General features: G+C 40.9%; 13 protein-coding genes. 3 read left to right on the plus strand and 10 right to left on the minus strand.

The features are described from left to right. Window positions 1-252: 252 nt before the first annotated feature. The 4 genes from ltaE to Q4591_RS05005 all read right to left on the minus strand — a co-directional run bounded on the left by ltaE (window position 253) and on the right by Q4591_RS05005 (window position 3,386). Complete coding sequence (gene ltaE, locus Q4591_RS04990) at window positions 253-1,278, minus strand: low-specificity L-threonine aldolase (protein WP_303459710.1); 1,026 nt, start codon at window positions 1,276-1,278, stop codon at window positions 253-255. Window positions 1,279-1,366: 88 nt separating this feature from the next. After that, complete coding sequence (gene tpx / locus Q4591_RS04995; RefSeq protein ID WP_102439548.1) at window positions 1,367-1,951, minus strand: thiol peroxidase; 585 nt, start codon at window positions 1,949-1,951, stop codon at window positions 1,367-1,369. Window positions 1,952-2,038: 87 nt separating this feature from the next. After that, on the minus strand, window positions 2,039-2,863 hold the full coding sequence (locus Q4591_RS05000; RefSeq protein ID WP_102439512.1) for a mechanosensitive ion channel family protein: 825 nt from the start codon (window positions 2,861-2,863) through the stop codon (window positions 2,039-2,041). 25 nt (window positions 2,864-2,888) lie between these two features. After that, window positions 2,889-3,386, minus strand: a complete 498-nt coding sequence (locus tag Q4591_RS05005; RefSeq protein ID WP_303459713.1) for an OmpA family protein — start codon at window positions 3,384-3,386, stop codon at window positions 2,889-2,891. Between the two features lie 614 nt (window positions 3,387-4,000). Here Q4591_RS05005 and Q4591_RS05010 point away from each other — a divergent pair. Then, the gene (locus Q4591_RS05010) at window positions 4,001-5,506 is read left to right on the plus strand and encodes a peptide MFS transporter (protein ID WP_102439510.1); all 1,506 of its coding nucleotides are present in this window, start codon (window positions 4,001-4,003) and stop codon (window positions 5,504-5,506) included. Window positions 5,507-5,620: 114 nt separating this feature from the next. Here the strand turns inward: Q4591_RS05010 and Q4591_RS05015 are convergent, their stop codons facing one another. Then, window positions 5,621-6,766 (minus strand): response regulator, encoded by a 1,146-nt coding sequence (locus tag Q4591_RS05015; RefSeq protein ID WP_102519851.1) that lies wholly within the window; start codon window positions 6,764-6,766, stop codon window positions 5,621-5,623. Window positions 6,767-6,817: 51 nt separating this feature from the next. Further along, window positions 6,818-7,555, minus strand: coding sequence for a VacJ family lipoprotein (locus tag Q4591_RS05020; RefSeq protein ID WP_241901018.1), 738 nt, complete (start codon window positions 7,553-7,555; stop codon window positions 6,818-6,820). A 481-nt stretch (window positions 7,556-8,036) separates the two neighbouring features. On the opposite strand from Q4591_RS05020, the gene Q4591_RS05025 reads away from it, so the two are divergent. Both Q4591_RS05025 and Q4591_RS05030 read left to right on the plus strand, forming a co-directional pair. Further along, window positions 8,037-9,836: a hypothetical protein gene (locus Q4591_RS05025; protein WP_303459717.1), complete on the plus strand. Its 1,800-nt coding sequence runs from the start codon at window positions 8,037-8,039 to the stop codon at window positions 9,834-9,836. 34 nt (window positions 9,837-9,870) lie between these two features. Beyond that, window positions 9,871-10,170, plus strand: coding sequence for an EscU/YscU/HrcU family type III secretion system export apparatus switch protein (locus tag Q4591_RS05030; RefSeq protein ID WP_102439506.1), 300 nt, complete (start codon window positions 9,871-9,873; stop codon window positions 10,168-10,170). A gap of 20 nt (window positions 10,171-10,190) precedes the next feature. On the opposite strand, the gene Q4591_RS05035 is transcribed toward Q4591_RS05030, so the two are convergent. The 4 genes from Q4591_RS05035 to Q4591_RS05050 form a co-directional block, all read right to left on the minus strand. Continuing rightward, a complete protein-coding gene (locus Q4591_RS05035; protein WP_102439505.1) occupies window positions 10,191-10,589 on the minus strand; it encodes a DUF2802 domain-containing protein in 399 nt (132 codons plus the stop codon). A gap of 89 nt (window positions 10,590-10,678) precedes the next feature. Beyond that, window positions 10,679-11,173: a chemotaxis protein CheW gene (locus tag Q4591_RS05040; RefSeq protein WP_076540271.1), complete on the minus strand. Its 495-nt coding sequence runs from the start codon at window positions 11,171-11,173 to the stop codon at window positions 10,679-10,681. An 8-nt stretch (window positions 11,174-11,181) separates the two neighbouring features. Then, a complete protein-coding gene (locus Q4591_RS05045; RefSeq protein ID WP_303459721.1) occupies window positions 11,182-12,264 on the minus strand; it encodes a chemotaxis protein CheW in 1,083 nt (360 codons plus the stop codon). Next, on the minus strand, window positions 12,248-13,039 hold the full coding sequence (locus tag Q4591_RS05050) for a ParA family protein (protein WP_102439503.1): 792 nt from the start codon (window positions 13,037-13,039) through the stop codon (window positions 12,248-12,250). The genes Q4591_RS05045 and Q4591_RS05050 overlap by 17 nt, the downstream gene beginning before the upstream one ends. Window positions 13,040-13,092 lie beyond the last annotated feature (53 nt).

Consider the following 13,092-nt stretch of genomic DNA (forward strand, 5'->3'; position numbering starts at 1 on the left):
TGCTCCTTGAATTACTATACCACTTTATAGGTAGCAACTTTAAAGCCAACTCTTCAAGCTGTTGAAATAATTAAAAATAATAAAACCATGATTTAAATATGGTCTCTTAACTGCGCCATAATATTACAACCTCAGTACTTGCTTGCACCAAAAAAAAGCACCTCTTGGCAGAAGTGCTTTTAAAGACAATCAATAACTGATTGAGCGCTCATTTATGGGTGCCACATTTGAGCTAAGACAGTTTTATCTGGATTATTTATTATTCAGCTGGACAATTATTTGCTTCAAGGTAGTGATAAAAGTCAAAATATCCTGCCGGCTAATATCTTTGTGGGTCACCAAGCGTAATGACGATGACGGACTGATAATGATGCCCTTTTGCGCCAATAGTAAAGCGAGATGCTTGACATCATATGCCTTATCTAAAGATGCAAACACCATATTAGTTTGAACTAAATTGATATCCACTGAAAACTCAGGCATTTCAGATAACAGCTGTGCTAAAAGCGCGGCATTATCATGATCTTCTGCCAACCTATCCACTTGCTCGGTAATAGCCAATTGGGCTGCTGCTGCAATAATACCCGCTTGCCTCATACCGCCACCGAGCATTTTACGCCAGCGTATAGCTTTTTGTATTAAGCGCTCATCCCCTAGCAATATTGAACCTATTGGCGCAGCTAAGCCTTTTGATAAGCAAATTGAAACCGAATCAAAATACTGAGTAATCTCACTAATGGGTATATTTTGTGCCACTGCAGCATTCGCTACGCGCGCGCCATCTAAGTGGATTTTTAAATTATGATTAAAGGCTAATGCTTGGGCATCAGCAAGGTATTTCTGCGGTAACACCTTACCACCAATGGTATTTTCAAGGCTCAATAAACGAGTATGCGCAAAATGAATATCATTAGGCTTAATAGCAGCTTCAATATCTGCAAGTAAAATTGAACCGTCTGGCTGATTGTTTAACGGTTGCGGTTGAATACTGCCCAGTACTGCTGCCCCGCCACCTTCAAATTTATAATTATGAGCCTGTTGACCACAAAGGTACTCATCACCTCGCTCACAATGTGCCATTAAGGCCAATAAATTAGCTTGAGTACCAGAACTAACAAACAAAGCACTATCAAAGCCATATAAGTCAGCAGCCATATCTTGTAAATGGTTTACCGTGGGATCATCACCATAAACATCATCGCCAACCTCGGCATTCGCCATGGCTTTACGCATGGCATCTGTGGGTTTTGTTACCGTATCACTGCGAAAATCAATCATATCCACTCTCAATAAACTGGCGCGAGTACTGTTTCTAGTACTGTAAAATTAGCTTATTCTACCCCAGTTATTCGTGCTTAAGCTTGTGCTAGTCGGCAGAAATTTTATTTAATGCCGATAATGCGGCGTCGTAATCTGGATGATTAGCCACCTCAGCTACAAGTTCTTTATATTTGAGTGTTCCGTTCGTATCAATAATCAAAATAGCTCTCGCAAGTAAACCGCGGTCTTTGATCAGTAAACCATATTTATGACCAAAATCTCGCCATACAGCATCTGATAGCACTGTTATTTTATCCACTTGCTCTGCCTGACAAAAACGCTTTTGAGCAAAAGGTAAATCGGTGCTAATAGTTAACATCACCACATTGTCGTTGTATTGACTGACTGATTTATTAAATCGCTTAGTCTGCAACGCACAGACCCCAGTATCTAAGCTAGGCACAGCACTAATTAATACGGTTTTTCCTTTAAAGTCAGCCAGGCTTATGGGCTCGAATATCTCATTAACAAGGGTAAAGTCAGGCGCTTGAGTATTAACGCTTAATTGCTGGCCTACTAACTCCATCGGCTTACCGCCCATAGTAATTGTCGTCACTTCACTGCCAACACTGACATTAGGCAAGGTAAGTGCAATAACCACTGCGACTGAAGATAGAATATTATTGTACATTTTTAACCTCACGAAATCATTGCGATAAAATGGCCATAAAAAAGCCAGCATAATAGCTGGCTTTGTGAACAAAATGCACTAAATAGGCTATTTAGCTGGCATTTCTTTTAAATGTAAATCCATTTGTGGGAATGGAATTTCAATAGCTGCAGCATCTAGCGCATTCTTAATCTGTTCTAGTAACTCAAAATGAGCTGGCCAGTAATCGGCAGTGTTAACCCATGGACGAACCACGAAGTTAATAGAACAATCTGCTAGTTCACCTAGTGCAACAGTGTATGCAGGATCTTTAAGAACATATTGATTATTGTCTAATACAGAAGAGATAACTTTTTTGGTTGCTGCGATATCTGAGGTGTAACCCACACCGATAACTAAATCAACTCGACGTGTTTCTTTAGTTGAGTAATTAATAATAGTGCCATCCATCATCGCTGAGTTTGGAGCAATAATGGTCTTGTTATCGCCAGTACGAAGTTTAGTTGAGAAAATAGTTATTTCTTCAATCACTCCCGCTACACCAGCGGCTTCAACAAAATCACCTACACGACAAGGGCGGAAGATAACCATCAACACACCTGCGGCAAAATTTGACAATGAACCTTGCAGCGCTAAACCTACAGCTAAACCTGCAGCACCCAATACAGCGACTAGTGATGCTGTTTGTACGCCAATTTGACCTAAGGTTGCGATAATCGTAAATACAAATACCACGCCCCAAACCAAATTACCGACAAATGATGCTACGGTTTCATCAATTTTACGGCCCAGTAATAGTTTTGTAGTTAATTTCTTAGCTACGTTAGATAGATATTTACCTACGATAAATATCAAAATGGCCATCACAACTTTTAATCCATAAGTGATTAAAAATTCAGGCGCTTGTGCCATCAAACTCTCGATGCTTTCCATGGTTTACTCCCTTTATTAATAATAATTATTCAAACTTGAATTCAACGCGTCTATTTTTTTGCCTACCTAGCGCGGTACGATTTGTTGATATGGGAGCCAAACTCCCCATACCACTAACTTCTATTACATCGGCATCAATCGCAAACTGCTCGACCAAAATATCTTTAACTGATTGGGCTCTTTTTACTGACAAACTGGCGTTTAATTGCTCACTACCAATGTTGTCGGTGTGACCTAGTAAAGAAATACTGACAAGCTTATTGTCCTTAATGAGCTGGTGCGCCCGCTCAATACTGGGTAATTGCGACCTTAACACCCGAGACTGGCCAAAATTAAAATATATCGGGCTGACGCTCACTAAGCCCAAGCTTTGCTGGCAACCGTTGGCAAGTACAGCTGTATTAACCTGTGTATTGGGACAGGCATCTTTTTTATCTGGTACGCCATCAAGATCACTATCAACCCAAGCAAGCACTGAACTGCTAAAAACTAAGCTGCATAAACAAACAAGTTGTCGATACAAGATCCTGCCTCCGCCATCAAAGTCAGTTAATTACACTCAATGGCCAGACACTTAATATGCAATAAAACTAAAAATTGTTTTTTTGACACTAAAATCCAATGAGTTACATTTTATATACTTGTTAAAAATTTGCAAAGTGTTTACACAATTAAAACAAGTATAGATTCTATTTGTCAGCCCGCTAACCGACCTCATACTAAATAATCGTCACAAATTCTGTTATCCGTTGTTATGGTGACTTTAATAGCATTTGCCAGCTAAAAGCTTGCCAACTAGCACCAAAAAAACAACAAAGGTATCTTTGCAAGCGGTTAAAAACTGATTCAACGTCTACATTTACAAACGCTGATCGCCCATGGCCATTGACTTTTACGGCTTATAAGATGTATATAAGGGTAGCTTTTTAAGGTTTTAATCCTTAAAACTTTAAAATGACAACATTTACTATAATAAATAAACAACAAAGTGGTTAAATTTATAGCAACTAAGTTGAAACGCGACAGAATGTTATTCTGAAAATATCAATACGTTGAACATAATCACAATTGCAAACAACAATTTCTGTGGCGACAGTGGTCCCGCAGGCAAATCACAAGCTTAAGGTGGAAGACTTAATGAGCAATGCAAAACCACAGGGGACCATGCTTGGTCATCCCAAGGGGCTTTTCCTGCTGTTTACAACAGAACTATGGGAAAGATTCAGTTATTACGCGATGCGTGCCATTTTGGTGCTCTATCTGGTCGATAAAGTTGAGTCTAATGGTGGTAGTGGTCTTGGTTGGACTCAAGCAGACGCACTTTCTCTTTATGGAACATTTACCGGTTTAGTGTACTTAACCCCGCTCATTGGCGGATGGTTAGCGGATAATATTTTAGGCCAACGTAAAGCGATTTATATTGGCGGCTTCTTAATGGCTGCAGGTCAATTTACCCTAGCAGCACCACATAGCTGGATGCCAGGTCTAGAAACAACCATGTTTTACATTGGCCTAGGCACCTTGATTATTGGTAACGGTCTATTTAAGCCAAACATCTCAACTATGGTTGGTGACTTATATGAAGAAGGCGATCACCGTCGTGATGGTGCATTTACTATCTTCTATATGGGTATTAACGTTGGTGCGGCATTATCAGGTTTCATTGTGGCATGGGCATACACCCAATTTGGCCATAGCATTGTTATTGACGGCAAAGAAGTATTTGTTAACAACTGGCAAGCAGGTTTCTTCTGTGCGGGTATTGGTATGGTTGCGTCATTAATCATCCAATTCCTATTCGCGCAAAAGCTACTTGGAGATATCGGTACGGTTCCTGCCGCTAAACTTGAAAAGCAAAAAAATGAAGCTAAAGGTGAAACACGTAAAGAGCCTTTAACTAAAGTTGAACGTGATCGCATTAAAGTGATCATGGTAATGGGTTTATTCACGGTTATTTTCTGGGCAGGCTTTGAGCAAGCTGGCGGATTAATGAACTTATTCACTAACAACTTTACCGATCGTATGATTGGTGGTTGGGAAGTTCCAACGACTTATTTCCAATCACTTAATGCTATCTTTATCGTTGTTTTTGCCCCTGTTATTGCGTCTATTTGGATCCGCTTAGGTAAAAACGAACCTAACTCACCAGTTAAATTTGCATTAGGTTTAGTATTACTGGGTATTGGTTTCCTATTCATGATCGGTGCTGTACTTGAAATGGGCGGCGACGCAAACGCTAAGTCAAGCATGTGGTGGTTAGTCGGTGCATACTTCTTCCACACCATGGGTGAATTATGTTTGTCACCAATTGGCTTATCAATGGTCACTAAGTTGGCTCCACTGCGTATCGCATCATTAATGATGGGTGCTTGGTTCCTATTTATCGCAGCGGCTAACAAAATTGGTGGCTTAGTAGGTTCATTAATTGGTCACGGCGGTGATGTGGAAGATCAACTTGCCAATGCAATGTCTATTTTTGCTGGTATTGCGATCACAGCAGGTATCTCAGCGGTTATCTTATACTTCATGGCTGACAAGCTAGTTGATTGGATGCACGGCGCTGAAGGTCACAACGAAACTGAAGAGCAAGCGTTAACTGAAGAAATTGCAGTGACGGCTGAACATGAAGCAATAAAGCATTAATACTTAGCTTTAGTGCATCATGAATTAAAAAACCTCGCCATTTGCGAGGTTTTTTATTTCAGCTTTATTTATCCAATACTGTGTTTATGACGTGGGCAGCTTGCATTTAATCTATTACAGCTTAAGAGCTAACTCCATAAAGCCGCCAGCGGCTAGCGCTTCATCATAGAACAAGCCATTAAATTGGTTATTCAGTAATCGAGCTCGATGATTTGCATCACTGCTGACAATACAGATCTTTTCTTCTGGCAGTAAACTCCTAAACTGCATACTAGGCTTATTCCACTCATCTGAGCCTAGTTGTCGTGAAGGTGAAATCGCCAATGGTGCTAAACCGTTATTATTACGTAAATAGCAACGCAGTCCGCTACCAGCTTGGCCAATCGCAACTCTGAAGTGTTCAAGCTCAACACACACATACACCATATCCACATACAAGTTCAGGCCTGAAGTCACCATACGCTCATTCAAGTAGCTCAGCATATTGTAAGGCTCGATTAAGGTATTACTGACGCCATTACGGTATTGTTTTAATTTTTGGTTAACAAAGCTTCGCATTAATACACAGCCGAATGCGGCGCGATTATCTTCAGGATAAAAATGCGCCATGTACATCATTAAATGCTTATCTCCCACCATAGTGGAATCGATAAAATAAGCACTTACATCACTATTTTTACACAAGCTATAGTGAACATCGGCGTTAGGGTAACCAATATTTGAGGTAGGAAACAATTGCTGCTGCACACTCTTAGCTGCTTCAGCACTGCTTTCCAGTAGGCTAAAGTTATCAGCTAATTCTTGATATGATAAATCTTCGCTCATCCTAGCGGCAGAGTTGATAACTGCATGGCTGTCATTAAAATCAAGCTTATCGGACTGAGCCTGCGGCGCTATAGCTTGTTCAATGGCTTGCTGGATGATAAAAAGATCAGAAACGGGTTTGACTAAGTAATCGCTGGCGCCATAGCGCAAAGCTTCCACGACATCAGCCATCACATTATTACCTGATATGACAATTGAAGGGACTGAAGGGTTTAACTCGATTATCTGTTTAAGCATACCAAGGCCCCCTAAGCGTGGCATGCTTAAATCAGCAATGACGATATCAACAGGCTGTGCTTGAAAGGCTTTGACGCCCTCTTCACCATTTTCTGCTTCAAAAACCACAGCGCCTTGCTGAGTTAAAAAGTCAGCGACTAACTGCCTAAAAACTGCATCATCTTCAACTAATAACACGGCGACATTGGTTAATGCCATAAAACTCCCCCGATAGCACTGCTGTCGAAGAAGCCTCATCGTTCAGCAATATCACTCAAGCTCTAATAAATATTCTTCTAGTAATTCATCATCATCTTGTTTGACTGGCACGTTGCCATCATAAACTTTGTAATCCATATATTGAAAATAGGCTTCTTTGACAAATGTGTATGGATCAAGTGCATTATCTAATAGACGTTCTTGATCGATGGCTGATGCTCGTGAGTCGAGGTTTTTCAAGCCCCACTTAAGGACTGACTGCCATAACAAGAACTCTGACAAAGGAAAGTATAGACTATCAACCCAATCTGAGGCGAGTTCCCTTGTCACATAAGGACCAAAAAAAGGCGCCATAAAATAAGGGCCGTTTGGCACGCCGTAATAACCTAACACTTCATTGAAGGCATCTTGTTTGCGGGTCATGCCCATCATGTCTGCCACATCAATCACCCCAAAAAGTCCTAGAGTGGTATTAACGGTAAATCGGCCACCAGCATTGGCTGCCCAGCCCCACTTACCTTGTAATGCGTTATTCACTAACGAACTTGGTTCTTCAAAGTTACGCACAAAATTATTTACCCCAGACTTTACTGGTGTTGGCAAATAATCATTATATCCATGGGCTATAGGGCGGAAAAAATGACGATCAAGATAGTGGTAATTAAAATCCCACATGGCACGGTTAAATCCCTCTATGGGATCGCGAGGATCATCATAGATGACTTCGACATCAGGCTTGTTTGCCTGCTGAATAGGTTCGGCTTTTAATGAAAAGACACTGCAAGCCATCAATAAAGAAAGCAACAACAATTTATACTTCATACATCTCTCTTTCGGGACAATTCAATACTGAAATACTCTGAGTTAAGGCTCTATTTCAGTCGCGCTAGATTACAAATTCAACTTGTATTCACTTACCAGTAAAGCTTACAGATTAACTCTAGCAAAGATTTACATTGAAGATTAAAGCAAAGGACTATCAAGTCGATACAGTCTGTATAACCTATTCTGTGTAACGCTATTTAAGTTAGCCAAATAAACTTTTAAGATTCCATTTACAGTATTAATTGCGCGAATTTATCACTGTTGATAGTCAAAAATACTACAACTACAACACCTATAGTCAACAATTACGGCTAAGGATACTCAAGGAGTGTAGGAGATCAACGCTTAAATTGTAATAGAACATATTTAAAGGTGATAGTTAGGTAATGGTTTCGTAAATTGTTACGTAAATAGCAATAAACAACTTGAGTGACGATAAAAAAATATGACACAAGGCTTAATCACAGCAAGACTGGCGACAACTGAAGCCTCAAAAATGCGCCACAATTTAACCAGCGCGAATATCGCTAAACCAGCAAGCTTAGTGCCTGTTACGCTGCCATCTTCAATACGGTCATCATCGACAACACAATCATCATCGACACCGCTATTATCAGCTACAAACCAAGCGTCTACAGCCTGCTCATCATCTATACCCCAGTTATCTCAAGATACCAAAAACCATGCCGCGGTTACCTTTGCCGTCGCGAATAAAACATTTCAATTTTCAGCCTGCCATCAAATACAGCAAATCCTGCGTTCTGGTGGGCAGTTAATGTTAAACAATGACACGATAAAGCAATTAACTAAGCTCACTGGTACCGCATCTCATAAACAGGCCACAACGAGCAGTCTCACCAATAAGCAGTTAGTGCTAGTCGCACCTGCGATACAAACTAAGCTGCCTATTGAGCTGCTAAAACTGGCACAAAGCAATAATATTTCATCACCGCAATTATTGGCCTTGGCCGCCAGAGCACAAGGTTACCCGCTACCTGTGGTTGAAATAAAACATAATCACTTGCGCTTTAATACCGGAGCTGAGATTTCAGTGTCAGCATCAGCAAAATTGCCTCAAGGCCAACACCTTGCTCATATCAACCAAGTGGCTGGGAAACCGCTGTTAACATTAACCCCAATATTGCATGTTGCGACTGCTGATTTGTTTGCGATTGACACCAATAGCCACAATGACAACAATCACAATAAGTTAAAGGCGATCTCAGAACATATTGTGGTAAGAAAAGATGAACCGGCCCAATTACTGAGTCAGCTATTAAAAAAGCTTGAGCAACTACCTTTAAGAGCCAGTGTTGAAACCACGGTGACCAATGTAAAACCACCTCAGCAACAGGTAAACTCGCATCAACACGCTGCAAGCTCAACTGTGGCTCAAGTAAACAAAAGCCCCGTTGAAGTACTGAAACAAAATTTACATAAAGCTGGCGCAATGCCACTTAAAAATGCTTGCAGCAATAATGCAACTAATACCCTTGTCAGTGCTTTATTAGCATTACTGCCGAGCTTAAATCCACGGCCATTAACCCAACTTGCAGATCAAAGCTTATTAAAACAAGAGCTACTGAGCTTAACCAACTTAAATCTGGCCAATACGCAGCAGCTACCCAATACAGCATTAACAGCTGGGGCAATTAGCGCACTATTTCAGTTGCTCATTGGCTTTAAACGCCAAGGCGCTCACACCCAGCTGAGCCCGTCATTGCAGTACTACCTTGATAAACTGCAGCAAAAAGTACTCAACAACACTGACCAAAGCCAATTGCTTTTAAGTGCCTTAGATAAAGCCCGCAGCGTCGAGTCCTTAGGCAAACTAGCCTCTAGCTTTGGCGGATACCAACAAGCGAGTAGCGACGCTAATCAGCATCTCGCTTGGTTTATAGCGCTTCCTTACTCCATTGGCCCACGAAAAGAGCAATTAGAGGGCAAGTTTGAACGGGGCTCTTCTAATGATAACAGCGCGATAACAAGTTGGCGGTTGCAATTAAAATTTAATCTGGCTCAGGGGGCTTTATTGGTTAATGCCCATAAGATAGGAGATTTTCTTGATGTTAAATTTACCAGTGAAAATCAAAGCCTGTTAGATAAAGTGAGTGATTTTCAAGCGCTATTAAGCATAAAAATAAATCAGGCAGGCTTTGTCGCGCGAGAGTTCACCACGGTAATTGATAATGTACCCGCAACCTTATTACCAGGCGATCATTATCTAGTAAAAACCAATGCTTAAGATGCACTTTAAGACGTGAAATTAGGAGCAAATAATGACTAAAATTAAGAAAGCGGTCGCGCTAAGCTTTGATGGCATTAGCGCGCCAACGGTCACCGCCACAGGCAAAGATTTAGTCGCTGAAGAGATAATAGCACTAGCAAAAGATGCTGGCGTCTATATCCATCAAGATGAGAATTTAAGTGAATTTTTACAGTTATTAGCACTCGGTGAACAAGTGCCCCAAGAGCTCTACACCTTAATCGCCGAGCTCATTGCATTTGTGTATATGTTAGATGGTAAATTTCCAGAGCAATGGGATAACTTACATCAAAAAATCATTGAACAAGCTTAGCGCTTTCGCAAAATGACGAGCTACTTTTTATGTAAACGGATAATTAATTCCGCTTCTGCTTTAGGTAGTTCACACTCATTAATCAGCTCTTCCACTCCAGCACCTAACCCCACCATTTTTAATGCTCTAGAGTATAATTTAGATTGTGGGTCTTGCTGACTTGCCTCTTCTAGGCGTTGTGATTGTTTAGTTAATTTTTGCTCTAACTCTAAAACACGCTTACCAACACCGATAGTGCCACTGCGTAATTCCTGCAGCTCTCGTTTAACGGTTTCTCGCTGGCGATCATTTTCTTTTACCAACACAGTTAATGCATCTACTTTGCTTTGCAGCTTGCTGGCTCTTTTTGAAAAAAACATCGCTATTGCGGCACAAGTGACAACATAAATAACAATAGTGATAAGCAATTCTTGCGACATTCATACTTCCTGATAAGACTGATTTTTGTCATTAAAACACAAAAGCCAGCAAATAATAATGCTGGCTTTAGTTGAAACGCAAAAAACGCTTATAACTGAGTTATTTCTGCCCACTCATCGTCAGATAGTAACTTATCAAGGTCGACTAAAATCAATAACTCATTATCTCGGTTACTGACTCCCTGAATGAATTTAGCACTTTCTTCAGTGCCGACATTCGGGGCATTATCGATTTCAGAGCGGCGTAGGTAAACCACTTCGGCAACGCTATCAACCAAAATACCAATCACTTGCTTTTCTGCTTCAATGATGACTATTCGCGATGAGTCATCAACTTCTGCAGCATCAAGGCCAAAGCGTGAACGAGTATCTATCACAGTGACGACATTGCCACGTAAATTAATGATACCAAGCACATACATAGGCGCACCGGGAACGGGGGCAATTTCGGTATAACGTAATACTTCTTGAACTTGCATGACGTTGATACCATAAGTTTCATTATCTAACTTAAAAGTAACCCACTGTAAAACTACATCTTCTTTACCTGCAGCAACCGCTGCTACATTTCTTGAATCTGTCATAAATAACCTCAGACAATCGAATCTTGACAACCTAATCCTGCATCTAGCATTTCAATGAGCGCTTGCACATTTAAAATGCCACACATTTGTTCTTTTACTACGCCGGCAAGCCATGGACGCTTACCCGCTTTTTCACGCCAATTGACATGAGATTTATTAATTTTTACCGCGTTAACTAAGGATTCACATGCCAGTCCCCAGTCACTGTTTTCAAGCATGACGATATACTGATAATCAATAGATTGCGCCATTTCGGTGGTGTACTTTTCTGGCATCACCCAGCGGCAACTATCTACAACATTCACCTTTTGATCTCGACGAGTTTGTACCCCTAAAAACCATTTGGGGCGCCCTATCAGGTGATTAATATGTTCAATTTTTACGATACCGCCCAAACTCACCAATGGCACCGCAAGCGTCAAGCCTGCCACATTGAAAAATAACACCTGAAATTCATCATCTAAAACATCTTGTAAATCTGTGGTGATACTTGGCGGAATCGATGCTAATTCAGCTTTAGCGGGCGACTGACTGACGTCGATAACCGCGGTTTCAACATAAGCTCGCTTATGATTATCTATATCGGCTGAGATTTGAGAATCTTTATTATCCACTACGGATAATTTCGCGGCCTGTGCTGCAGGTTGAGCTATTGGCAGCTTTGCCTGTTGCACCGTACCTTTAAGTACTTGCTTTACCTCAAGTGGAGATTCAACACATTGTTCTGAAGTTGTTGATACTGGTGCTGAGACTACCGCCAATAATTTAGATAAGGCATTTTTACCCACTTGCGGCTCAGCAAATGACGAACTTAAAGATTCACCCAGCGTCGCGACCGTTTGCAAGCGAAGACTTGGAGCCGCCAACTTAGTTGTGACATGTAAATATTTATCTTCACTATTGTGCAGGGAGCCTTCATAAATTTCTGCAACCTCTGTACTGCTAGCAGAGTCTGTGTGTTGAGCGACTTGTAGTCTGCTGATTGAAGTCTGTTTATTGCAGCTTGTAGCAGCATCTAAAGCCTTATCAGAAGGCTCTTGTAATAATACTGAGAAGAAATCAAAAACAGTTTCATCAACCGATTTTGACATGAGTTAACTCCCTAGACATTAAAAAATCCAGTAAGCGATTATAGGCTTTCATCCCACGGCTGCTGGGCATATGATGGGATAGTGGCACATGGGCTAAACTGGCATCTCTAAATTTAGTATCCACAGGAATAACATCAGGCCATAAAGTTTCTGGATAGCTTAGCTGCAAGGATTGTAACGCTACAGGTGACGCTTTAGTGCGCCGATCATACATGGTTGCTAAAATGGTAAAGCTGTAATCTGTTTTCTTTGAACGCCCCATTAGCGCCATGGTTTTCACCATTCGCTCTAAGCCCTTTATGGCCAAAAACTCAGTTTGAACTGGAATGATTATATGTTCACTTGCCGCCAGAGCATTAACCATTAACACCCCTAAAATAGGCGGGCAATCAATGATAGCAATATCATATTTGTCATCTAGCAAGGCTAATAGGTTACGTAAAACCAGTCCCATCCCTTCTTGATGTCCCAAAGCTCTATCTAATGTGGCTAGCGCCATTGAGGCAGGAATAAGATCTAAACCATCAATTGAGGTCGGCACAATATGCTTTTCAACATCCGCTAAAGATAACGGCTTATGCGCCAAAAAAATATCGTAAAGTGAACTGGGGATTTGCTCAGAATCAATCCCTAAATAATAACCTAGCGATGCATGAGGGTCTGTATCAATCATCAATACCCTTTGACCACGCTTAATTAACGCGCCAGCAAGGCTGGCAACCGTAGTTGTTTTACCTACGCCGCCTTTTTGATTTGCGATTGTCCAAACTTTCAAATGACGCCTCACAGCTTTATTATTGTTATTATTCAATTGATTATTAACTGACT

The sequence above is a fragment of the Shewanella sp. 3_MG-2023 genome (assembly GCF_030548765.1).
GTDB lineage: Bacteria > Pseudomonadota > Gammaproteobacteria > Enterobacterales > Shewanellaceae > Shewanella.

Bases quoted from the DNA above. Each gene is read 5' to 3' on its own strand.
- Q4591_RS05045 (WP_303459721.1), bottom strand. From the start codon at position 12,264: ATGTCAAAATCGGTTGATGAAACTGTTTTTGATTTCTTCTCAGTATTA.
- Q4591_RS05035 (WP_102439505.1), bottom strand. From the start codon at position 10,589: ATGTCGCAAGAATTGCTTATCACTATTGTTATTTATGTTGTCACTTGT.
- tpx (WP_102439548.1), bottom strand. From the start codon at position 1,951: ATGTACAATAATATTCTATCTTCAGTCGCAGTGGTTATTGCACTTACC.
- Q4591_RS05030 (WP_102439506.1), top strand. From the start codon at position 9,871: ATGACTAAAATTAAGAAAGCGGTCGCGCTAAGCTTTGATGGCATTAGC.
- Q4591_RS05020 (WP_241901018.1), bottom strand. From the start codon at position 7,555: ATGGCTTGCAGTGTCTTTTCATTAAAAGCCGAACCTATTCAGCAGGCA.
- Q4591_RS05040 (WP_076540271.1), bottom strand. From the start codon at position 11,173: ATGACAGATTCAAGAAATGTAGCAGCGGTTGCTGCAGGTAAAGAAGAT.
- Q4591_RS05025 (WP_303459717.1), top strand. From the start codon at position 8,037: ATGACACAAGGCTTAATCACAGCAAGACTGGCGACAACTGAAGCCTCA.
- Q4591_RS05015 (WP_102519851.1), bottom strand. From the start codon at position 6,766: ATGGCATTAACCAATGTCGCCGTGTTATTAGTTGAAGATGATGCAGTT.
- Q4591_RS05010 (WP_102439510.1), top strand. From the start codon at position 4,001: ATGAGCAATGCAAAACCACAGGGGACCATGCTTGGTCATCCCAAGGGG.
- ltaE (WP_303459710.1), bottom strand. From the start codon at position 1,278: ATGATTGATTTTCGCAGTGATACGGTAACAAAACCCACAGATGCCATG.
- Q4591_RS05000 (WP_102439512.1), bottom strand. From the start codon at position 2,863: ATGGAAAGCATCGAGAGTTTGATGGCACAAGCGCCTGAATTTTTAATC.